The organism is Desnuesiella massiliensis (assembly GCF_001403615.1).
GTDB classification, from domain to species: Bacteria; Bacillota; Clostridia; order Clostridiales; family Clostridiaceae; genus Desnuesiella; species Desnuesiella massiliensis.
This window is the reverse complement of record NZ_LN879457.1, coordinates 1,347,775-1,370,304: the sequence shown is the minus strand read 5'-3', so window position 1 is coordinate 1,370,304 and position 22,530 is coordinate 1,347,775. Positions and strand designations below refer to the sequence as shown.

Annotated in this window: 22 protein-coding genes; 2 read left to right on the top strand and 20 right to left on the bottom strand. The window is 35.0% G+C overall.

Annotated features, from left to right (window positions below; translation table 11 throughout):
- Positions 1-303 precede the first annotated feature (303 nt).
- Together BN2665_RS24340 and BN2665_RS24335 are read left to right on the top strand one after the other, a co-directional pair.
- Positions 304-1,221: a DMT family transporter gene (locus BN2665_RS24340; RefSeq protein ID WP_055669679.1), complete on the top strand. Its 918-nt coding sequence runs from the start codon at positions 304-306 to the stop codon at positions 1,219-1,221.
- A 75-nt stretch (positions 1,222-1,296) separates the two neighbouring features.
- The gene (locus BN2665_RS24335) at positions 1,297-1,734 is read left to right on the top strand and encodes a hypothetical protein (RefSeq protein WP_055669678.1); all 438 of its coding nucleotides are present in this window, start codon (positions 1,297-1,299) and stop codon (positions 1,732-1,734) included.
- A 190-nt stretch (positions 1,735-1,924) separates the two neighbouring features.
- Here the strand turns inward: BN2665_RS24335 and BN2665_RS24330 are convergent, their stop codons facing one another.
- The 20 genes from BN2665_RS24330 to BN2665_RS24235 form a co-directional block, all read right to left on the bottom strand.
- Positions 1,925-2,377: a rhodanese-like domain-containing protein gene (locus tag BN2665_RS24330; protein WP_074042397.1), complete on the bottom strand. Its 453-nt coding sequence runs from the start codon at positions 2,375-2,377 to the stop codon at positions 1,925-1,927.
- A 124-nt stretch (positions 2,378-2,501) separates the two neighbouring features.
- Positions 2,502-3,860 carry an FAD-dependent oxidoreductase gene (locus BN2665_RS24325; protein ID WP_242866008.1) on the bottom strand — a complete coding sequence of 453 codons (1,359 nt, stop codon included), beginning with the start codon at positions 3,858-3,860 and terminating at the stop codon, positions 2,502-2,504.
- Between the two features lie 5 nt (positions 3,861-3,865).
- Positions 3,866-4,393 carry a hypothetical protein gene (locus tag BN2665_RS24320; protein WP_055669676.1) on the bottom strand — a complete coding sequence of 176 codons (528 nt, stop codon included), beginning with the start codon at positions 4,391-4,393 and terminating at the stop codon, positions 3,866-3,868.
- A 6-nt stretch (positions 4,394-4,399) separates the two neighbouring features.
- Entirely contained in the window at positions 4,400-6,544 is a 2,145-nt protein-coding gene (locus tag BN2665_RS24315) for a hydantoinase/oxoprolinase family protein (protein ID WP_055669675.1), read from the bottom strand.
- A gap of 185 nt (positions 6,545-6,729) precedes the next feature.
- A complete protein-coding gene (locus BN2665_RS24310; RefSeq protein ID WP_055669674.1) occupies positions 6,730-8,034 on the bottom strand; it encodes a transporter permease in 1,305 nt (434 codons plus the stop codon).
- Between the two features lie 92 nt (positions 8,035-8,126).
- Positions 8,127-8,813 carry a hypothetical protein gene (locus BN2665_RS24305; RefSeq protein WP_055669673.1) on the bottom strand — a complete coding sequence of 229 codons (687 nt, stop codon included), beginning with the start codon at positions 8,811-8,813 and terminating at the stop codon, positions 8,127-8,129.
- A gap of 263 nt (positions 8,814-9,076) precedes the next feature.
- Entirely contained in the window at positions 9,077-10,261 is a 1,185-nt protein-coding gene (locus tag BN2665_RS24300) for an AsnC family protein (RefSeq protein ID WP_055669672.1), read from the bottom strand.
- Positions 10,262-10,456: 195 nt separating this feature from the next.
- Positions 10,457-11,287, bottom strand: coding sequence for a Cof-type HAD-IIB family hydrolase (locus tag BN2665_RS24295; protein WP_055669671.1), 831 nt, complete (start codon positions 11,285-11,287; stop codon positions 10,457-10,459).
- A 74-nt stretch (positions 11,288-11,361) separates the two neighbouring features.
- The gene (gene dgoD / locus BN2665_RS24290) at positions 11,362-12,507 is read right to left on the bottom strand and encodes a galactonate dehydratase (protein WP_055669670.1); all 1,146 of its coding nucleotides are present in this window, start codon (positions 12,505-12,507) and stop codon (positions 11,362-11,364) included.
- 20 nt (positions 12,508-12,527) lie between these two features.
- Positions 12,528-13,895, bottom strand: coding sequence for a PTS galactitol transporter subunit IIC (locus BN2665_RS24285; protein ID WP_055669669.1), 1,368 nt, complete (start codon positions 13,893-13,895; stop codon positions 12,528-12,530).
- Positions 13,896-13,924: 29 nt separating this feature from the next.
- Entirely contained in the window at positions 13,925-14,203 is a 279-nt protein-coding gene (locus BN2665_RS24280) for a PTS sugar transporter subunit IIB (protein WP_055669668.1), read from the bottom strand.
- Positions 14,204-14,230: 27 nt separating this feature from the next.
- On the bottom strand, positions 14,231-14,698 hold the full coding sequence (locus tag BN2665_RS24275; RefSeq protein WP_055669667.1) for a PTS sugar transporter subunit IIA: 468 nt from the start codon (positions 14,696-14,698) through the stop codon (positions 14,231-14,233).
- An 11-nt stretch (positions 14,699-14,709) separates the two neighbouring features.
- Positions 14,710-15,327, bottom strand: a complete 618-nt coding sequence (locus BN2665_RS24270; protein ID WP_055669666.1) for a bifunctional 4-hydroxy-2-oxoglutarate aldolase/2-dehydro-3-deoxy-phosphogluconate aldolase — start codon at positions 15,325-15,327, stop codon at positions 14,710-14,712.
- A gap of 50 nt (positions 15,328-15,377) precedes the next feature.
- Positions 15,378-18,305, bottom strand: coding sequence for a sigma 54-interacting transcriptional regulator (locus BN2665_RS24265; protein WP_055669665.1), 2,928 nt, complete (start codon positions 18,303-18,305; stop codon positions 15,378-15,380).
- 296 nt (positions 18,306-18,601) lie between these two features.
- Entirely contained in the window at positions 18,602-19,261 is a 660-nt protein-coding gene (locus tag BN2665_RS24260; protein WP_055669664.1) for a DUF975 family protein, read from the bottom strand.
- A gap of 301 nt (positions 19,262-19,562) precedes the next feature.
- Positions 19,563-19,769, bottom strand: coding sequence for a DUF1657 domain-containing protein (locus tag BN2665_RS24255; protein WP_055669663.1), 207 nt, complete (start codon positions 19,767-19,769; stop codon positions 19,563-19,565).
- 32 nt (positions 19,770-19,801) lie between these two features.
- Positions 19,802-20,155: a stage V sporulation protein AE gene (gene spoVAE, locus BN2665_RS24250; protein WP_074042396.1), complete on the bottom strand. Its 354-nt coding sequence runs from the start codon at positions 20,153-20,155 to the stop codon at positions 19,802-19,804.
- Between the two features lie 15 nt (positions 20,156-20,170).
- The gene (gene spoVAD, locus BN2665_RS24245; RefSeq protein ID WP_055669662.1) at positions 20,171-21,172 is read right to left on the bottom strand and encodes a stage V sporulation protein AD; all 1,002 of its coding nucleotides are present in this window, start codon (positions 21,170-21,172) and stop codon (positions 20,171-20,173) included.
- A complete protein-coding gene (spoVAC, locus tag BN2665_RS24240) occupies positions 21,173-21,652 on the bottom strand; it encodes a stage V sporulation protein AC (protein ID WP_055669661.1) in 480 nt (159 codons plus the stop codon).
- 14 nt (positions 21,653-21,666) lie between these two features.
- Complete coding sequence (locus BN2665_RS24235) at positions 21,667-22,527, bottom strand: DUF421 domain-containing protein (protein WP_055669660.1); 861 nt, start codon at positions 22,525-22,527, stop codon at positions 21,667-21,669.
- Positions 22,528-22,530: the final 3 nt, after the last annotated feature.

Genomic DNA, 22,530 nt, shown 5'->3' with positions numbered 1-22,530 from the left:
ATTTATCTACATATTATCAAATAATTTAGCTTATATACTAATTATATAATATTTTAGCGCGATCTATAACAATTTGTAAATAATTGTAAAACGCTTATATAGCTTAGTTTCTCTTTCTTTAAATGCTTCAATTTTTGTGTTAACAAAGGAGACTATGCTGTGGATAGGCACATTTTAAGATTGCAGTGCAATGTATTCACATGATTTATATGGTGTATCTCATTTTAAAACCCTTTCCGAGGTTGAAACAAGCTTTCTTTTATATTACAATTTACATAGATTGAGATCAGATAGGAGAATGTTATGAGCAATAAAAACAAAACTTTACCAATGGTTTCTGGCCTTGTTAGCGCTATTATATTTGGACTCAGCTTTTTGTTTTCTAAAAAAGCCTTAGATTATGCAGGGCCTCTAGAACTGATATCTTTTAGATTTTTAACTGCACTATTAGTAATGACAGCTTTACTACTTTTTAAGGCCATTAAGGTTGATTATAAAGGTAAGAATTTAAAGGGCCTTCTGTCCCTTGGGCTTATGGAACCTGTTATATATTTTATTTTTGAGACCTACGGAATTAAATACTCTACTTCTTCTCAAGCTGGACTTATGATTTCACTAATTCCAATATTTGTGGTAATACTTTCCGCTTATTTTCTTAAGGAGAAACCTTCAAGGCCTCAGCTTATATTCATAGCTCTTTCTGTGAGTGGAGTTATGTTTATAGGATTAATGGGAAGTTCTGGCTCAGGTAAAGGAAGCTTATTTGGAATCATATTACTTTTAGGAGCAGTACTTTCTGCAGCAGCTTTTACCATTATATCTAGAAAGCTCTCTAGACAGTTTACACCAATAGAGCTTACTTATTCTATGATGGTGCAGGGCGCTGTGGTATTTACTATAATGTCTCTAATAAATCACTTGAGTAAAAAAACAATTTTTTCCTTCTTTAAGCCTCTACATAATAAAGACTTTGTAATTTCAATAGTTTATCTAGGGATTTTGTCTTCTATAGTAGCTTACTTCTTAATAAATTATACTCTTTCTAAAATAGAAGCTTCAAAATCTGCTGTAATTTCAAATATATCAACTATAGTTTCCATAATAGCTGGTGTTGTGTTTTTAAAGGAAAGCTTTGAGTATTATCATATACTAGGTTCCATTATGATACTTACTGGTGTATGGGGTACAAACTATTTAGATGTTAAAAAAATTAATAAGTAAGAAGAACTATTATTTACAATAGCTTTAATATGCAGTAATATTATGTTAATACTTAAAAAAGCGGGGTGGGTTATTATGTTTATTAATGAGCTCAATAAAAAAGAAGCTGTACATTTTATTAATTTATTCCAATCTTTAGCTAATGCAGATGAATCTTTTGCTGAAAGTGAAGAAGAACTTTTAATGGAATATATGGAGGAACTTTCTGTTAATAAAGAGGATATTAAGGTTACAAGCTTTAATAATTCAGTTGAATGCTTAAAGCAATGTAACGATAGAATAAAAAATATAATTTATTTTGAATTACTTGGACTTGCTTTAACTGATGGCTCTTATGATAAGAGAGAGATTGATCTCTTAAATAATATTGCCAATGAATTCAGTATAAGTTCTAGTAAACAAAAGGACTTCCTAGATTATTTCAAAAGGCTTAACGAATTATATAATTCAGATTTCTTTAATTTCGAAGGCAAAATTCAATCCTTAAAAGAAGAGGCAGAAAAGTTGATATAAATCGTTTCCTTAAATATAGGAGGCTGTGAAAAACATAGGTGTTCTTTTTCACGGGCCGCTCGTGGAGCTCAACGCGCGGTATAGGGAAACCTATAGAACACCTTTTTTCACAGCCTCCTATAAGGAAACAACATCCATAGATTAAGCAAAGATATGGAAAGTCATTTAATCCATCGCTTTGCTTAATATTTTATTTTACTGATTCAGTCTCATAGGGCCAGTTTATTATGCCTCCTATATCATACACATTGGTGTATCCCATTTTTATAAGCCTTTCCGAGGCAGTAACACTGCGATTTCCACTTCTGCAATAAACAAATATTGCTGCATTCTTATCTGTAAGCTTTGATGAAGCTTCCTTTTCAATAACATCTACAGGTATTAGGATGCTATTAGGAATGTGCTTTTCATCATATTCCTGTTGTGTCCTCACATCCAGTAATACTATATCCTTTTCACTTTCAAGTCGTTTTTTCGCTTCCTCTGGTTTCATATTTTTATAGCTTAGAGTCTTAGGTAACTCCTTTTCTGAAAACTCTGTTTTTTTATTATCTATTCTTGGTTCGCTTTTGCTTTCTGCATTACAAGCCGCAGCTCCTATAGTAAAAAGTACTAAAATAATGGTAAGGATTTTCTTTTTCATATATTTAAAGCCTCATTTCTCGTTCTTTACTTAAATTATAACATGCTGTTATCCCATAGCACAAAAAAAGAACCAAAATAGCATCATTATTGCTATCTTAGTTCTTTTTATAATTTATCATATATTATTTATTAAATGGGGTTAGAAAAGCATTTTGGCTTAATAATATTCTTCTAAGCTCCTGAATATCTACATCTCTAGCTGCTTTATTAGACTTTGAAGCTAGTGCCGCCGCTGCCCCAGCCGCATGTCCTAGTGCCATGGCTATAGGCGTAACCCTTAATGAACTGGCGGCTTCATGAGCTGCGCTGACGCATCTTCCTGTGGTTATCAAGTTATCCACTTCGTTATTTACCATGATTCTATAGGGAATAGAATAATAGGTACCAGATCTTAGGAATTTGTCGTTGTTAGAACTTCCATCTGGAGAATGTATATCAAAGGGGTATCCTCCCATGGCTATGGCATCATGGAACATCACATTATCTATCATCTCTTCAGCCTTTAGTGTGTATACTCCATTTATTCTTCTGGTTTCTCTTACACCTATTTGTGGTCCTGTACTTACAAGGCAGCATTGCTCAAAGCCAGGAATGTATTTCTTTAAGAAATCAACAGATTGTCTAATCTGCTCCCTTCCTTGAATCTCTCCCTTGGTGAGTTCGTAGCTGTCCGTAGCATTAAGCTTTATGATTCTAGACATATTAAGGATAACCTCTCCAGGGTTATTATTTTCAAAGAACAGCACTGTTTCTCTTGGATAGGTTAAATCTCCCTTTTCTTTAGCTTCTTTCAGCTTGCTATAAAAACCTGAAACCGATAGTTTAGGGGTTTCATCAAAGTAGCTCCAATCCTTAGTAAAGAAATCTTCTGGATTATCCTTCATGTATTTTCTTACTTTATCAATATCCACATTTCCTATTCGGGCCTTCATGGTCATTGGCTGTGCAAGTCCATCTAGCTTTCTTCCATATTCATAAGGCACTCCAGCTTTTACTGAAAGGTCAGCATCTCCAGTAGCATCAACAAAAACATCCGCTTCTAATTCTATAAGCCCTGATTTTGTCCAAAACTGAACTGATTTTAAATTACGGTCTTCTACCTTACAATCCGTAAAGAAGCTATGATAAAGCATTTCTCCTCCAGCTTCTATATGCTTATGCTCAAGGACATACTTCATTGCCTCTGCATCAAAGGGAGTTAAGGAGGAAGCATATCCAATGGTATCCTTTATATGTCCTGGACTTGCTCCTAAGGTCTTTAGAGTTTCTATTATTTCATCGGGTATTCCTTTAACCACCTGTGTATCTCCAGCATGAAAGGTCATCATAGGGCCTACTCCTGCCATGGTAAGCATGCCTCCCATAAAGCCATATCTCTCTACCACTAAGGTTTTAGCTCCTGCTCTTGCTGAAGCTATAGCAGCTATAGAGCCTGCAACTCCTCCCCCTACAATTATTACATCATATTTCTCTTTTAACAAAAGTATCATTCCTCCATACTAAATGAATGTTTAACGAAACTATGGGCTCCTATCTCTGAAAGAGCCTTAATTCCACACTGGAACTTGAAACCTGCCAGTTTAAAATTTGTAACTTTATATCTATTAGATAGAAGCCCTATTTCTTCACATTCTAAATAATGAAAAAATTCATGTGCTATGAACAATTCTTTGCATTCTTCGTAAGTCTTACCTAACTCTGACGCCCAAGCTTCCACAGACTTTATATATATAACTATCTCTTTTTTTCCGCTATAGAACTCACTATAGAAGATTACATCTCCAATAATTAATTCTCTATCTTCTTCTAGTATTTTTAATCCATAGGCTTTGGCTATATGGCTAAAGCTTTTCTTGGGATACATCTCTCCTATGGTTTTAGCCCAGTTTTTACCAATGGATATACCGTCTTCTATTATTGCTGCTATATCTTCATAAGGAATTTTATCAAAGTATCTATCCCTTTTAAGTTCAAAAAGTGCTAGTTCTTCCATTGGCAAAAACAAATGCTTCACTTTAAATCATCCTTCCATTCTCTTTGAAACCACTAAAATCATAGGTTCATTGCTGCCGAGTCCATTAATTTCAACCTTTGCTAAGGATATAATCTGCTCTACACTTTGAAGCCCGGAAAGGTCAATGAGTCTTTTCCCACAGATTATATATATATTAGGCATCTCCGTACCGCCATCTCCATAGACTACTACCTCTTCCATAATACTGCGTAGGGATGACTCGAAGTTATTTACATTGGTTTGCTGACAAAGGGCATTATTCTTTTGAAGTCTTATAACTCCCTCTTTATCAATTATTCTTAAAGCTTTATTTTTCTTTTTAATAAAACCGAATAATTTTTTACTTATACATTCATGGGTTATAGCATACATATAGCTGGTGCTGCCTTCGATTTTAAGCTTATCTGTAGAAGTTTCTAAATTATGAGCTGCAATATCCAATAACTCCTTTTGTGTAAGCTCTTTTTTCATAAGATCCTTAGCCCTAAACTCCGTACTGCCTACGGCAATAGCACGAACAATATTCTTTTGACTATCTACCTCTACTTGTACCTCTACAGTACCCGGTGCTGCTCCCGCCTTAAGCACAGCTTCTTCTGCTTCTTTTCTGGTTTTTATTATATCCTCTTCTGTAGGATTTGGTATAGTTCTTTCCACAACATCTCTTACCATGGCCAGCGCTACTCCTATAGTGGAAATAACTGGTGCATTTTTAGCTAACTTATGCTTCATATCTATATGCTTTCCTAAGGAAGGAACTACTGCAGCGCAGCCTCCTCCACCACCTATTAATACAGTGGTACGAGGATCCAGGTTATAATCTTTAATTAAAGCTTTAACCACTTCTCCATTTTTATCAGCTGCCATTTCTATAATTTTTTCTGCCACCTGTTCTACTGTCATATTCATATTTTTAGCTAAGGGCTCATAAGCTTTTTTAGCAGCTTCTATATTTCCGTAAGCATAATCCTCTTCATGGACATAACCCGCTATATTTGCAGCTCCTGCCAATGTAAGAGCAAATTTTTTACCATTGCTGCATTTAATATATCCATAGGCTGGATCTCCTTCTATGGGTACTATGGTTTCTAGCATTGGATCTACAATGTCTTCTGGGGAGGCATATACTTCATAGCCTAGGCCAGCTATATGAGCACTTCTAGGGCCTACATTGCTAGCCTTGCCATTGGAGATTTGTACCATACTTCCTCCTCCAATGCCCACAGTTCTAACATCTAAGGAGTTTAAATAAGTTTTATGTCCTCCTATTTCTGCATACTGTATCATAACCTTACCATCTTTTACTGCAGAAATATCTGTGCTAGTTCCTCCTACCTCCAGAAAGATTCCATCTGTCAGCTTTTCATACATAAGAGCTCCAGCTACACCAGCTGCTGGTCCAGACAGCACAGTTAGTATAGGTCTCTTTCTAACCTCATCTACGCTCATAACTCCGCCATCACATCTCATTATCATCAGCGGAGACTCAATGCCTGCATTTTTTACACTGCTGTCAGTCATATTGGCAGTGTCCAGCATCTTTGGAAGGATGCTGGCATTGATTACTGCTGTTCTTGTTCTTATTTTAAGCCCATAAAGCTTGGATATTTCATGAGTAGCTGTACAAGGCATATTCACTTGGGCGCATTTACCTTGTACTTGTGATTCATTTTCAGGATGATCCACACTGAAGGCCTCTGCCGCCACTATGGATTTAGCTCCTACATTCATCAAAGCCTTTACAGCTTCTTCCGCTTCCTTTTCTCCATCTTTAAACTGAATATGATAATTTTCAGTTTTCAAAAACTTTCCTGGAGCAAGCTCTATATTTCCAATTTCAGTGTCACTTTTGGTTTTCATGCCTTCCATACCTGAGCCCATAGACAAAACTCCTACCTTAACCACGTCACCTTCTAATAAGGCATTAGTAGCTTGAGTAGTTCCATGAGCTATGAAAGTTACATCCTCAGGAGCTATATTAAACTTCTTCATTACTCCTTCTAATACATCTATTATCCCCTTTGCAACTCCGTTAGCAGCTGAGTGGGTAGTGGGCACCTTTAAAGTACCAATAAGCTCAAAGGTTTCATTATTTATAACTGCAGCATCTGTAAAAGTGCCTCCTACATCTATTCCTATTCTTACTTTCATATATACCTCTCCTTCGTTTGTTTCATAAACTATCTGCTATCTATAGGAGGATGTGAAAAACATAGGTGTTCTTTTTCACGGGCCGCTCATGGAGCTCCATGAGCGGTGTAGGGAAACCTATAGAACACCTTTTTTCACAGCCTCCTGTAAGCCATATCTCTTACACCATCAGGTATTGTTCTAATTTAAAGCCAAAGGAATCTTCCTACCACCACTCCAGCGGCAGCAAGTACCCATACATAAGGCAGAAGCTTAGCCAAAACCTGATTAACATCTACCCCTGCATAGTTTGAAAGCCATACATTATGAGTGTTAGTTGGGTCCGCAATAGCTTGTACTCTTTCCACTGCTAAGAATGCGCTCATAACTGTTGCCGCTGGAAGAATATTAAAGCTTACTATAAGTCCGGCAATACCACTTCCTAGTCCAAAGAGGTTTAATGGTCCTCTGTATAAAGCAAGAGGAGCAAGCAAACTAAAGAATAGAATATATCCTATGGAACTTGTAGGTACCACAGCAGTGATGAAAGGCTTCATCTTTTCTGCAACTATTGGGTGCATTAAAGAGTTTAAAAGCATTCCGATACCTATCATTAATATAACTGCTGGAGCGGCATCAGCTACGCCGTCAAAGCCTGTCTTTGTCAACATATTAATTGCTTTGTTAAATTTACGTTGAGTAGTGATTAGCGCATATAGTATACCTACTAGGAAAGCAGGAACTATAGGCCATTTAAAAAACATAACTAGTATAATAGGAATAATTGGCGTTAATAATGAAATTATAGGTGCTTTTTTATTTTCTAATTTAATTTCACCGTTTTTACTATTTAAAGCTGGTGCAGAACATGCAAATTTAATACCGTTTTTCTTAAATTCTACTATAGCAAATATAAGTCCAGTTAATGCAGTTAATACTGCTAGTATTATAGCAAAAAGCTTTATGCTTTCCATAGGAACCTTTATTACATTTAAATAGAAGGACCAGTTGGATATATTAAATAAAAGTCCAATTCCTAACCCAAAAAGGAACATACAAACCGCAATCATGGAGGATACTCCCACAGAAACCATTATAGGTATTACAATAGAACCTATCATGATAACTGCTCCTAAGCCTCCAATGGTAGTAAATAATACTGCTACAGCGGCAGTTAATAATATAGTGATAAGGAAGGGTCTGTCTCCGCCTAACTCTGCTGCATACTTTACAATGGTTTCTGCAATATTTGTTTTGTTCATGATTTGACCAAGCCAAGAACCAAATATTACAGCCACATAAGCACTGGCTAATCTTATAGATCCTGCTTCAAGAATATGTTTTAAAATGCCATTGTCTCCATCCTTTATAGGGTTTAATAATGGAACTCCTGCTATTAAAGCAACTCCGATAGCTAAAACAGGTAGGGCTAAAAGGGTAGGCATCTTCCTTGTAATCATTAATATTGAAATCACTAAAAATAATAGTATAATAAGTATAGGGACTATCATTGTTGATCAGCTCCTTAATTTTTTATTTTACGAAAATTTATTTTTATATTTATTTTATTCTTGGATTCCTTAGTGGCTTAAGGAATCATTTTTTATAATCTTTCTATAGCCTCTCTGAACTCTGCTGTAACTCTCTTTAAATTTTCTATATCTTTTGTAGTTACCACAGCTCCAATCATTATGGCCTTAGCTCCCACCTCATGCAGAAGTTTTACTTCTTCTGGTTTTATCTTCTTTTGTGTAGGAACTAAAACAGGCTTTGAAATAGAGGCAGCAATAGCTGAATACTGCATTAAATCTCTAAAGTATAATGGCTGTCCATAAGTTTCTCCTGGCATTATTGATGCTTCAAGAACCTCCATGGGAGAATTATTTATACCCCTTAAAACTATGTCATTATAATTGCTATCGATAGCCACCATTCTTGTAAGCTTTTTAGTGCTGGCTATATTAGCTGGAAGATGATGATAATAGGCAGAGTAAAAATCCACTCCCATATCCTCTAATTGCTGCATTTCTTCCTTGGTAGCAAAAGCCTCTTCTCCTCCAGGTACAATGCCTAAAGGTACATTAAACTCTTCTAGGATTCTCTTAAAAAGTTCTTTTCCACTTTGGAAATTTCCGAAATCGTTTCCACTAGCCCTATGGTGCACATTTATATGCATCTTCAATGCTTGCGCTCCTGATTCATAAGCAGCCTTAGCCATTTCATAGCTATTTTCAGGTAAACTTACTACCAGTGTCATCTTATTGTTCTCCAATAAGTTTTTAAATAACATTTTGTAACCTCCTTCACAATTTAATACCTTATCCTTTTTCTTTCTTCATCCCCCCTTTCAAGAAATTAATAATTATTTATATAAGTTGCAAAAATCTAAGTACATTTCTTTAGCTTCAAAATTCCTAGGGTCAAACCTATTAAGCCATGAAATTTTGTATCTAAGAAATGTAAGATTTTTATTGCAACTTATATAATTAACAGTTATCAAATTTCATATTGATTTTATTGATAACTGATAATAACTTTTAATAGGCCTGTTAACTAATCCAATACCCTATTACTAAAATCATTAAAGTATCTATCTCTCACTTTTTCCACCAGTGCTAAGGTGTTATCTTTCTCTACCTTAGGTATGGATTTTATTATTATTTCTTTGGTATCGCTAAAAACCTTTCCAAATTGATTTTTAACTATATTATCAAAGCCTGGCACATTCATGAGAGTCCCCCCTAATATGAAAACATCTATTTTAAAAAATAATAATAAGTTCTTCATTATTAAGGTTATACAATCTGCGGCTTCATATATATGTTCTTTAACTTTGTGGCTGGATTCGATTTCACCCTTCCATACCTTCTCCCAGTTTTCTAAAATAAAAGAGGTGTTTTTTTCTTCTGTGTCATAGGTCTTTTCTATTCCTAAGCAATGATAAATTTTTCTATAAAAGTTGCTAGGTGAGAGGAGTTTTTCTATATCTACATTAGGTGATATAAGCAGCTTACCTATATCAATTACTCTTTCACCATTTCTTTCAAAAGCTTTTCCATTGGTATAAATGGAAGTAGTGATCTTCTCATCAAAAGATATATATGTATAATTTTCTGGTATTTCCCTTAGTAATTTTTCCACTTGTTTTTCAATATCTACTCTTCCAGAGTATTCAGATATGACCGGTATTTTAAAAGTATATTCTAAAGCCTCTTGAATAGAAAAATTTTCTTGAAAAACATAAGTAGAAAATAGCATATTAAAATTTGCTGCATACAAGCTTTCATCTATTAAAATACCTATACCAGCTGCTTTTTCTCTTTGTATATTAAGTTTATTCATAGCTTTTTCCATACCACCAGAGATTATAGCAAATAGCCCATTACCATAAATAATTTTTTTACTTAGCGAGCTATGATATACCTCATTTAAATTCATATCATGAACCCTTAAAGTTATGTCATTAGAATTTAAACTTATTATAAAAATATATGAGCTATTCCCCTTTATAGTTAAGTATATGGGTTTTCTTCCACCAGAAGACTCGCCAATGCTATTTTCTTCAATAATTTCATCTTCAATCAGTTCACTTACCAAGGATGAAACTGTACTAGCACTTAAATTTACCTTAGCTGTAATTTCAGCCCTAGAAAGCTTTCCATTCTCAATTAGAGTTCTTAATATTAGATTTTTATTCATTTCTTTCATTAGCTTTAAACTACCGGCCTTAAATTTCATACTGACACCTATTTGTGTTATATTTTTGACTTATTTCGGAGTCCGAATTAAGTTCTTAATTATATATTACCACCTTTTTTTAAAATATCAAAGGTTTTCATAGTATAAATTGTGAACAAACTATGAATATTATTCATAGTTTGTTATATAAAGCATTCTAAAAAGATTATCTATTTCTCCAATAATGCTTGTCCATCATATATTATTTAATATCCTCTCCAAAGCCTTTGCAACTCCAGAATTTATATTGCTATCCGTTATATAATCAGCCATAGCCTTAAGCTCCTCTATAGCGTTACCCATGGCTATCTTAAAGCCTGAATTGTTAAACATGGAAATATCATTTTCACTGTCCCCTATGCAGAGTATTTCTTTTTTTGTTATGCCTAGAGTTTGAGCTAATAGTTCTATACCTCTTCCTTTTGAAATTCCCGATGCCATTACCTCTATATTATCATGAGCCGAGCTTACAACCTCCAGATTACCTAGATAAAGCAGCTCTCTTTTAGCTTCTTTAATAGTGTCTATGCCTCTTTTAGAAAACAGCAACACCTTAAAGATTCCTTCTTTGTATATATCATATATTTCTCTTATATTCTTATGAACTCCAAATTTTATCTTTAAATCCTCAGTAACCGTTGTATTTGCTATAACATGATTATTACTTTGGGGCAGCTCATATTCTGTTATAACCCTATCAAAACTATTGAAGTTTACATCTAGATTATACTTTTCAATTATATTGCATACCTTATGAAATTGATCATAACTTAACGGACACTGGTATATAGGTTTTTCATCTCTTAATTCTCTTATGTAAGCCCCATTAGAGGCAATTATTGAAACCTTAACTTCTGCTTTCCTAGCGTGGAGCTTTGCAGAGGTAAATAATCGACCTGTGGTGAAAGCTATTTTTATGCTCTTATTCTCTACAGCTTTCAAGGCTTTTTTATTTCTCTCTGATATTTCACATTTATTATCTAAAAGAGTACCATCTAAATCTATACAGATTAGTTTATAATTCATGCTGCATCCTCCATATATAAAAATAAAGAATGAAGACATCCCTTCATTCTTTATTTTTGCTAAAGTTTATTATCTTACCATTCTGCAATAGTACCATCGTAGTTTTTCCACTTAGGGTTTGTCCAATTTAATCCTTCTAAAGCCACCTTTTCAACGAAGTCTTCATCTATTTCTATTCCTAGACCTGGCTTAGTTGGAATATCTACATAACCGTCCTTGTATTGGAACATCTCTTTGTTCTTTACAAAGTCTAGTAGATCAAAGCCTTTGTTGTAGTGAATTCCAAGGCTTTGTTCTTGTATAAATACATTTGGTGTACATACATCCATCTGAAGCGTAGCTGCAAGAGCTATTGGTCCATAGGGTGCATGGGGTGCTACTGCTATGTCAAAGGCTTCTGCCATGGCTGCAATTTTTCTCCCCTCAAGGATTCCTCCAGTTAAGGCTAAGTCAGGCTGAATAATATCTATAACACCGCTCTTTAAAATATTTTTGAATTCCCATCTGGTATATAGTCTTTCTCCAGTGGCTAGTGGAGTTGAAGTATGCTTTGCTACTTCTGCAAAGGCCTCCTCATTCTCTGGAAGTACTACTTCTTCAAGGAACATCAATTTATAGGGTTCTAATTCCTTTGCAAGCACCTTAGCCATTGGTTTATGGACTCTTCCGTGGAAGTCCACTCCTATGTTTAGATCATATCCTACAGCTTCTCTTATAGATGCTACTCTGTCTACAACCCCTTGAACCTTTTTAAAAGAATCCACATAATGAAGTTCTTCAGTTGCATTCATTTTTACAGCTTGGAAGCCTCTTTCCTTTCTGTCTAGAGCTTCTTTAACTACTTCTGCTGGCCTGTCGCCTCCAATCCAGGAGTACACCATTATTCTATCTCTGGCTGCTCCTCCAAGGAATTCATACACTGGTATATTGAAAGCTTTACCTTTAATATCCCATAGAGCCATCTCTATTCCAGAAATTACCGTCATATTAATGGGGCCGCCTCTAAAGAAGGAACGGTATAGCTCTTGCCATAACCTCTCTATCTCAAAAGGGTTTCTACCTATAAGGTATTTACACATCTCATTTGCACCTGCTACAACGGTTTCAGTCTTAGTGCCAGAAATTAACTCTCCCCAACCCTCAATACCTTCATCAGTGCTTATTTTTATAAAGATCCATCTCGGTTTTATTTTATATACTTTAAATCCTGTAATTTTCAATTATACCACCTCTACTATGATTAAACTGTTTCTTCTACTTCTCCATTTTTAACTTGCTTTTTCTTTACATTTTCAAAATAAATCCAAATTCCTATAAAGGCTGCAAAGAATACTGGAAGTGTTACTATTAAGTTACCTGTAAACACTTTATATACTATAAAGCTAACTGTTAAGCTTGTAGCTGCAAAGGATGAAATAAGCGCTCCTGCGGCCATGGTTAAATCTATTCCCGAGGACTTAGCAAGCTCAGTTAATACTGGTGCTGTATTGGAACCTGCCAGTAATATTGCTCCTGTACATGCAAGACCTATTATTATATTCTTTAATAGGTTTCCTTCTGTAAGTGCAACCACCATTGCAACCCTGAAAGGTACAACTGCTAGGTCAGCAAACGGAAGTACTCTGTTTCCTGGAAGTATAACTGCTAGTGCAATTGTTAGTGGTATTACTATTAAAGAAGTTGTTATAACTTCTGGGTTTCCTACTACAACTGCAGCATCTAATCCTATTAAGAACTTTCTTCCCTTGAATTTTGCTTTAGTAAACTTCTTAGCTGCTTCTGATATTGGCATTAAACCTTCCATAAATAAAGAAGTCATCTTAGGTATAAGCACCATTACTGCCGCCATGTTAACAGCTACGTTTAGAACCTTTGCTAAATCATATTTAGCTAGTGCTCCTATTACTCCCCCAAGGATAAGTCCCATTATCATTGGTTCTCCAAATAGTCCTAAGTATTTTTTAGCATCTTTAACGCTGAAATTTATTTTATTTAATCCTGGTATTCTGTCTAATAACCAGTTTAGAGGTACTGCTATTACTAGGGATGATAATGCTGACATAGTTGGCAAAGACACTCCTGGAAGCCCGAAGTAGTCTTTAACAAGGTGTTCTGACCAGTCAGACATTTTAAAGGTAATTATAGCCATAGTAACTGCTGCAGCTATACCAAGAATTACATTCTTAGTTACAAAATAAGTCATTATACCCACTATGGCCATATGGTGATAGTTCCATATATCAACATCCAATGTATTTGTTTTCTTAAGCACCAGCATTACAATATTAGTAAGTAGTATAGCGAATATTAATATAGGTATTATTGGTGATGACCAGGTTACTGCTGCAATAGCGCCCCAACCTACATCAAGAGCATCTAATTTTATTCCAAAGTTCTTAACCATGGCTTGAGCCGCTGGTCCAAGATTAGAAGACATAAGGTTAATTACAAGCTTGATACCTGCAAAGCCTATACCTACTAATAAACCAGATCTGAAAGCTTTTCCTGCCTTAACCCCAAATATAAGTCCAATAACTAATATTATTATTGGCAGCATTACCGTTGGGCCTGCATCATTTAATATAATCTTAAAAAAATTAAATAACATGCATAATTCCTCCTATGAAATTAATTTATCTATTTAAGAGCGTTTATAATTTCTTCTATGGTTTCTTCTTCCCCTACACCTGTTAATAATGATATAGCTCCTATAACTGGGATATTAACTTCTGCACCTGTGAATTTTCCTGTTGTAACTAAAAGATCATAATCTGATACCTTTGAAGGCACCTCTAAAAGCTTGCATTGATTAACATTAACATCTATATTATTATCATCACAAGCCTCCCTTATCTTCATTGCTACTACTGTTGAAGTTGCTATTCCGTTTCCGCATGCTACTAGTACTCTTTTCATTTTTGTATCCTCCTATAAATTAATTTTTTATGCTATTAAATATGGTTCTAATTTTTTTATAACTTCCTCTGTTGAATTTGTCTCTATGATTTCTTTTAATATCACTGGCTCCTGAATCAACTTAACTATCCTTTGAAGCATATCTATATGTCCATGTGGTTCATCTAGTGCCATCATTATTACAATGCTTACATTTAAGATTCTATCCGGGTCTTCCATGGATTTAAATTCTACTGGATTCTTTAGTATGCCAATAGCTAAGGCCCCTTTATTTACAAGATTATGGTCTGCGTGGGGTATAGCTATTTTAATATCTACTGATGGAAGACCTGTAGGATACTCTGCTTCTCGGTCTAAAATAGCCTTCTGATAACCATCCTTTACATAGCCTTTCTCTTGGAGCTTCATGGATAAGAATTTTAATACTTCCGTACTATTTGAAAACTCTAAATCCTTAAAAACTAAATCTCTTACAAAATCTATTCCTTCGCTCATATTTATATCTCCTAGTATATTTTTTCTTCAAATTCTTTTATAGATTTAATTAATCCTTCAAGGTTTTTATTTAATATATCTTCTTTGTTAAATATGCCTGAACCTATTCCTAAAAAATCTGCTCCATTATCTAAAAACTCTCTAGCATTTTCATTTGATACTCCTCCCACTGCCATTAAAGGAATATTACCAAGAGGTGCTTTTACATCTTTAAAATATTTTATTCCACAGCTTATTGCAGGGAATACCTTTACAATGTCTGCACCATCCTCAAAGGATTTATATATTTCTGTAGGGCTCATGGCTCCTGGCACTGATATTACTGAATTTTCCTTGCAAAGGTCTATTATTTCCTTAGAAAGCATTACTGGTGAAAGTATAAATTTAGCTCCTGCCTTTATAGCCGCTTTAGCTTGATCTAGTGTAGTAACCGTACCTGCCCCAATATTCATAGTGTGGCCAAATTCACTAGATAGCTTACTTATAGCTTCTAAAGCTCCTTCTGTATTCATAGTGATTTCTACAGATTTTATGCTGCTTTCAGCTAATGCTTTCATAACGGTTTTAGCTTGTTTATAATTGTAACCACGTAAAATAATAGTGACCTTAGGGAAGTTTTTAATATCCATTATCTCACCTCCTTAATTTCACTATTATATAAAGCAACTATGATGCCAAATCATTTGGCTGTTATTGTACTTTTAAACAAAATCTTCATGAATTCTTCTTTGTCTTTAGCATCCCTTAGGCTCTGAAGGGCATCTCTACTTGATATTATTTTATATAGCTGCTCTAGATACTCCTTTGAATTTTCTTCTAAAGCTATCAAAAAAATTAAATCTACATTATTTGTTCCATCCCAATTTATAGGATTGGCTAGTCTTGTAACTGCAATGGTTGGTTTTGTAACGTATTTACTATCTCCATGAGGAATAGCTATTCCTCCTTTTAAGTATGTACCTCCAAGAGCTTCCCTTCTGTATACACTTAGCAGGAACCCTTCCTCAACTAGCCCTGGCTGGAGCAAGCTGTCACTCATCATATCAATAACTTCATCTTTGTATTTATAATCTTCCTCATGGAATATAAGCTCCTTTGGTATTACTTTTGAAAGATTGTTTTTAAATATTTTTTCATTATTTATTATCTTTCTGAGGGTTATTAGTGATTTACCTGTTATAAGGTCTTCTACAGAAATAAAAGGTATATCTTTGAATTCAGGGTTTATAGTTCCCACAATAGCTAATACCTGCTTGCTTCTTGTTATTATATCCAGTGTAACCGTAATATCTTCATTATTCATATAGCCTAGAGGAATTATTTCAACCTCTTTAATTCTTTCTCCTAAGGAGTTTTCTATATATTGTTTTACCTTCATTGCTGAACCTTCACCGGTTATACATAGTGTAATAATAACCTTAGACATATCATTACTTTCCATCTTGGATATTCCATAGTAATATCCTTTGCTATCCACTTCATCAGCAATACTATCCAAGGTATCCTCTGGCAGTAGTGCTCTTCTTACACACTCTAAAACCATTAAGGTATCCACCCTTCCGATGGCCCTTGTAGGTATTCCTGTTTTTGCAGTTACAATATCTCCAAAGGTTGTTAGTGATCCCATATCTACTAGCAAAATGCAGCCTTTTCCCTGATTGACCTGTTTTACGAGCTTTATTGTCTTTTCAAGCATTATATTTGGGGAATCACTGAGATCCATATCCAGTCCTATAGCATGGTTTACTCCTAGCAGCCTGTTAGCTACCTCTGCCATGCCTGAAGCTACTCTTCCGTGAGATAGCACTATTACTCCCACTCTTCCTTCTTCGCTGCCACTTTCCCTTTGAAAGTTTTTTAAATATAGAGCTATAAAACCAACTTCGTCCTCTGGAAGCTTTATTTTAAGCCTATTATTAATTAATTTAGCTATTTTCTCAGAAATGGTGAATTCAGTTGAATACTTTTCTTTGATCATTTCTAAATTTGGGTTAACAATTTCTCTTCGTTCTAAAACCCTTTCATAGGTGGAGCTTAAATGAATGGCCAGTGGGTAAATCACATTTCTCTGTAAGCAGCTTATATATTTTTTTGCCAGTTCATAAACATCCTGGGTGATATTTACCATGTCTTGTCCTATAATGTTTATAATCTCCTGAACATTGGCTGAGGATAAATTTATATAGGATGCAAATCTCATAAGCTCCCCTTCTACTTGTTGCCCTACGATTTTGTTAATATCCTTATCACTATAACCGTCCACCTTAAGTTCTTTATATCTATCTTCAATAAATTGATATATATTAGCTTTGCTTACAGAGTTGTACTCATCTCTATGTAATACCTCTACTCCCTTAGCAGAGACTATTATGTCTTCCTTAGTATACTTCTCAAGCTCTTTATGATTTTTATTAGAGCTAATGAGTTGATCCTTTACATGATCAGGAATGTGTTGAAAATTAACCTTTACCTTGTCTCTATTATTAAGGGTAGAATTTAAAAAGCCTCTTGCACAGCAAACTTGAATATCACTTTTTAGTTGTCCTATATTTCCAGGGCAATCATAGGTCATAAAGGCTTTTATTACGTCTCTTCTTACAAAGATATCCTTACCGATTCTTACACTTTCATCAAAAAAGAAATTTTTTATAATTTGAAATCTCTCGTCGTAAGGCCTTTGACTTACACTTGGTATTTCTATGATCATAGGTATTCTTCTTCTAAAGGTTAAAAGAAGAAAACTCTCAGGATTTTCAGTAGTTGCAGCAATTATCATCAAATTACTTTCCCTTGTAACTTCTGTTTCCCCAAGTCTTCTAAATTTGCCTCTGTCCAATAAATAGAACAGAATCTCCTGTCCTTCCGCAGGAAGTCTGTGGATTTCATCTAAGAATAATATGCCTCCATTACATATCTCTACAATGCCTTTTTTATTTTCAGAAGCCCCTGTAAAAGCCCCCTTTGAATATCCAAATAACTGAGATAATAGAAGCTGTGGGTTATCTACATAATCAGCGCAGTTAAATACCATAAATGGTGCTTCCTCTGAAAAGTTTTCAGTGCTCTTTGCAAACTCATACATTTTTTCTGCAAGATAGCTCTTCCCTACCCCTGAAGGCCCTAAAAGCAGCGTATGTAAGCCCTTAGGAGGATAGGAAATTGCTGCTTTAGCCTGATTTATCTGCAGCTTTAAACTACCTTCGTATCCAACTACATCTTGAAATACATCAATATTCTTCTCACTCTTGCTCTTCACTATAGAACCTTCTTCATTTTTATCTCCATCAATATGCTGCATAGATAAGTCTGAAGATATAGCCTGAAAGGCTTCCCTTTTTATATTTGAAGCAGCAAATCTGGCTACATTATAGCCCATATCATTCAGCACCTTTGTAAAGGCTCTATCCGATATATTATTATCTCTTTTAAGAATCTCAATTGCATCTTTTAGCATGACTTTTTTTCTTCGCTCCCTGGAATCAGGAATGCCTAGCTCTTTTCTTTTTTCTGTTACCACCTCTCTGAGAATATTTAGCTTTTCTGCTATTTCTTCATCAGTAAAAGGATTCTTTTTGTCTTCTACATCAATAATATCTAAAACATCCATACTCAATTTAATCTCCAATCTCCTTCAAATCATCCTATGTTGTAAGATCGTAAGCCTTTAATAATTTACTGGTTATTAATCCTTGTCATAGATTCCACCTATATGTAATTATACCTCTATACTCATATAATTGATTATGTTTATGCTTGACATTTATAATTATTTTACCCAACTAATAAAGTTTAATCAATTGTCAACCATATTATTGCAATTTATATTAAGTAGTAGTGAAAAAATTAAAAAAAACCAAAATAGCGCTGTTATTGCTATCTTGGTTCTTGTTACAAACTACATTTCTACATTCCACTTGTAGCTTTTAAATCCTCATAAAAGGCTGTAAGAGTTGCTTTATAATAAGGCGTTATCCATATAAAGCCTATACCTAAAGATATTAACCCAAGGATGAACCATCCCAAAAAGCTTAACCATAGCATAAAAAGCCTTCCTAGCTCTCCCTCCATCATTTCTTTACTTCTATCAAGGGCTTCCAAAGCTGTAAAGTGGGGATTATCATGCATGATGTAAAAGCTCATGGAATATCTCATCATAGCAATGATACCAGGGATTATTAAAAGTAAAGTCCACAAAAAAATAAAAATACCCATCAAAAAATTTAACAGAAAGCTTTTTCCAAAGTCTTTAAATCCGGAAAATACATCTTCAACGCTAGAATATCCATATCTGAATAAATTTAAAAAATAAGCCGAAAGACCTAAAGACATTGGTCCACCAAAAATTAGATTTAATAACTTTCCATAATTTACTCTAGTGCTTTCATTAGCTAATCCACGGAATCCATTTCTGAATATTCCGTTGGTAGTAACAGTAAAATTTAATCCATTGGTAATAATCGTGAAGAGTATCAATACCACCACAGCTTTTAACCAATTACCTCTCAGCTTTTCAAGAGCAATCTCCTTTAGTTCTGAACTAGTTTTTGAATTTGAAAAACTCACTTCACCATACCCCTCTCATAAATCCTTATTTTTAGATGTTTACCCAGCTTAAAAATTTTTTTATATTTGTTTTTATACTTACTAATTTTAATATATGCCTTGGCCCTCCAAAAAGAACTGTTACCTTTATAATACTAAAAATACCTATATTTTACTACCCATGATTTACTTATATTTTATATTACTTAATATATTATTTAAAATGAAAAGAGGAGATTTAGACGTATCTATCTCCTCTTTTCTATGTTACTATAAGTACAGAGTCCTAGGATTTTGTTGATAACCCTTTTCTGTAGGACGTCTATTGCTCTTTGTATTGTGGTTCTTGTTTTTCAATGTAGCTTTGTCTTCCTTCTAAAACTTTTAATGCATCTTCAAAAGTTTTAGCCAAGTGTTGGAAATCTTTTTTAGCTGCTTTGTCTTCTGTTTGTAGTGCAAAGCTCTTCATTGTAGCTGCTGCTGATTGAACTCCAGCTATAGCCTGCTGCATCTGTGTTCCTACTGTCATAATTGTCACCTCCCTTCAAGGAATATTATCTATTATCCCTTAGGTTTAAATACTATGGATGCTAAAAATCCAAAAATTATAGCTGCAGATATTCCAGAACTAGTTATCTCAAATATACCTGTAAGTACTCCAATAATGCCAGCTTCTTCAGCTTCCATTAAAGCACCCTTTACTAATGAATTTCCAAAGCTGCTTATGGGTACAGAGGCTCCTGCCCCAGCAAATTTTACTAATGGATCATACCAGCCTAATCCTCCTAGTATAGCTCCAACAACCACCAATGTACTCATGGTATGAGCAGGTGTAAGCTTAAAAACGTCCATCATGATCTGTCCTATTACACATATAGCTCCACCTATTATAAAAGACCAAATAAAAATTGACAATTTTATACACCTCTTTTATATCTCAATAGATACTGCATGGGCGATACAAGGAATGCTTTCCTTTTGCTGATAGGATAAGGGAGATAGCAATGCCCCTGTAGCAACCACCAATATTCTTTTTAATTCTCCTTTTCTCATGCGGTTAAGAAAGTGGCCGTAGGTAACGGTAGCTGAGCAGGCACATCCGCTTGCACCAGCCATTACCGGCTGATCCTTCTTATATATCAATAATCCGCAATCAGTAAATATTTCTCTTGGCATTTCTAAGCCATGCTTAGCTAATAAATCTCCTGCAATTTTATGTCCAACACTTGCTAAATCTCCTGTTGCAATTAAATCATAGTAAGATGGATCTATTTTTAAATCCCTAAAATGTGCCTCTATGGTATCCACTGCTGCTGGAGCCATAGCTGATCCCATATTAAAGGGGTCTGAAATTCCCATATCAACCACCCTACCAATGGTAGCTGAGGTTACCCTAGGTCCCTTTCCCTTTTGAGCTACGAGACCTGCTCCAGCTCCTGTTACTGTCCATTGGGCTGTAGGAGGCTTTTGACCACCGTATTCTGTAGGATATCTAAATTGTTTTTCTGCTGCTACATTATGGCTAGAGGCACCTGTCACTACGTACTCTGCAGCCTTACTATCCACCAATAAGGAGGCTAGGGCAAGGCCTTCCATAGAACTTGAGCAAGCTCCAAAAACCCCTAAGAAAGGCATACCCAGTGTACGAGCTGCAAAGCTGCTGGATATAATTTGGTTCATCAAATCTCCACTTATTAAAAATTGGACGTCTTCTTTTTTCATTTTTGCCTTATTAATAGCTGTTTCGCAGGCCTCTTCTAATAACTTTTTTTCTGCCTTTTCAAAGCTTTCTTGCCCTAACCATATGTCTTCATGAAGACAGTCAAAATCCTCTGCTATGGCTCCCTGAGCTTCAAAGGCGCCTCCCACAGCAGCTGAGGCAATTATCACCGGCTTTGATTCAAAAACCCATGTTTGATGACCCTTAAGCATTTACATCCCACCTAACCACTTAATAGTTATTTTTACTATGGCAACAACAAAAGCAGAGAAAACTCCAAAGGCGATTACTGAACCTGCCAGCTTAAACATATTACCTCCAACCCCAAGTACATAGCCCTCTGTTTTATGTTCTATAGCGGCAGAGGCTATGGTGTTGGCAAATCCAGTAACAGGAACAGCAGTACCCGCTCCAGCCCATTGCCCAATATGGTCATATAATCCAAAGCCAGTGAGCAAAACAGAAGCTATTATTAAAACTGCTGATGTAGGATTCCCTGCAGTTTTTTCATTAAAACCTAAGTATTTTATAAAAACCCACTGCAAAATCTGACCAATTAAGCATATCAACCCTCCCACCAGAAAAGCTCTTATACAATTTTTAAACACTGGACGTTTAGGCTCTCTATCCTTAGCAAAATCCTGATATTCTTGCTGAGTAGGCGTTAATTTTTTCTTTTTCTTATCCGACATAAATTCAACCCCTTCTACCTTAGTAAGTATGGTTCTAGTTTATCTATTACCTTCTTCATCTTATTAGCATTACGTGAGTACATTTTCTTAGCTTTTGAATTTTTAGTTTCTAGGGAAAAGCTAAGAAGATCAGAATGTACTTTTGAAATAGTAGCATAAAGGAGCTCTTTAACTTGAGGCTTTGGAACTTGTATTAAATCATCAAATAAATCTATAAATAAGTCCCCGGAAGAATCTACCTGACCAATGAATACATTGTCTAGGGACACTCCCGCACTGGATAATTGAGTATTTAACCACTCTCTATTAAGCCCAATAGATGTCAATGATTCATCCAGCACAGTTCCATCTAGTATCACCGTTTGAGGTTCAGATATTGGAGCCACCTCTCTATTTAAATCCTTTGGAGTAACAGGCTTTCTCTCTGGCTTTAATAAAACATTTATCTCCCCTGTATCTTCCATTAATGCGAATTCCACATCAGACAAGTTAAAAGCATTCTTTGATCTTAGTTCTCTTAATAGCTCTTCCCCTGTATATCTAACTTCCTTTAGGTTTTCTTCCATGACTTTTCCTTCTTTTATTAATACAGTTTCTTTTCCGTTTATAAGGTCATGAACCCACTTGCTTTTTATAGATAGATAATCCAAGGCTATAGAAAATAAAAACCAAATACCTAAAGCAACAAAACCAAAGGCCATATTTGGCGCTAATCCTAAGGATATTAATGAAACCATAATGGCAATTACCATATAGTTTATAAATTTAAAGATTGTGATCTTCCATAAACTAGTCCTACCCATATATCGAATCATTGCTAAAGTTAAAAAGTATAAAATTATAACTCTTAGCAGTACCACACCGAAGTTTTGCATATT

Coding starts and splice junctions, on each gene's coding strand:
- spoVAC (WP_055669661.1), bottom strand. CDS start 21,652: ATGTCGGATAAGAAAAAGAAAAAATTAACGCCTACTCAGCAAGAATAT.
- BN2665_RS24330 (WP_074042397.1), bottom strand. CDS start 2,377: ATGAAAAAGAAAATCCTTACCATTATTTTAGTACTTTTTACTATAGGA.
- BN2665_RS24335 (WP_055669678.1), top strand. CDS start 1,297: ATGTTTATTAATGAGCTCAATAAAAAAGAAGCTGTACATTTTATTAAT.
- BN2665_RS24295 (WP_055669671.1), bottom strand. CDS start 11,287: ATGAATTATAAACTAATCTGTATAGATTTAGATGGTACTCTTTTAGAT.
- BN2665_RS24340 (WP_055669679.1), top strand. CDS start 304: ATGAGCAATAAAAACAAAACTTTACCAATGGTTTCTGGCCTTGTTAGC.
- BN2665_RS24275 (WP_055669667.1), bottom strand. CDS start 14,698: ATGAGCGAAGGAATAGATTTTGTAAGAGATTTAGTTTTTAAGGATTTA.
- BN2665_RS24255 (WP_055669663.1), bottom strand. CDS start 19,769: ATGACAGTAGGAACACAGATGCAGCAGGCTATAGCTGGAGTTCAATCA.
- BN2665_RS24285 (WP_055669669.1), bottom strand. CDS start 13,895: ATGTTATTTAATTTTTTTAAGATTATATTAAATGATGCAGGCCCAACG.
- BN2665_RS24300 (WP_055669672.1), bottom strand. CDS start 10,261: ATGAAATTTAAGGCCGGTAGTTTAAAGCTAATGAAAGAAATGAATAAA.
- BN2665_RS24305 (WP_055669673.1), bottom strand. CDS start 8,813: ATGTTATTTAAAAACTTATTGGAGAACAATAAGATGACACTGGTAGTA.
- BN2665_RS24315 (WP_055669675.1), bottom strand. CDS start 6,544: ATGAAAGTAAGAATAGGAATAGATGTAGGAGGCACTTTTACAGATGCT.
- spoVAD (WP_055669662.1), bottom strand. CDS start 21,172: ATGCTTAAGGGTCATCAAACATGGGTTTTTGAATCAAAGCCGGTGATA.
- BN2665_RS24265 (WP_055669665.1), bottom strand. CDS start 18,305: ATGGATGTTTTAGATATTATTGATGTAGAAGACAAAAAGAATCCTTTT.
- BN2665_RS24280 (WP_055669668.1), bottom strand. CDS start 14,203: ATGAAAAGAGTACTAGTAGCATGCGGAAACGGAATAGCAACTTCAACA.
- BN2665_RS24270 (WP_055669666.1), bottom strand. CDS start 15,327: ATGGATATTAAAAACTTCCCTAAGGTCACTATTATTTTACGTGGTTAC.
- BN2665_RS24310 (WP_055669674.1), bottom strand. CDS start 8,034: ATGATAGTCCCTATACTTATTATACTATTATTTTTAGTGATTTCAATA.
- BN2665_RS24235 (WP_055669660.1), bottom strand. CDS start 22,527: ATGCAAAACTTCGGTGTGGTACTGCTAAGAGTTATAATTTTATACTTT.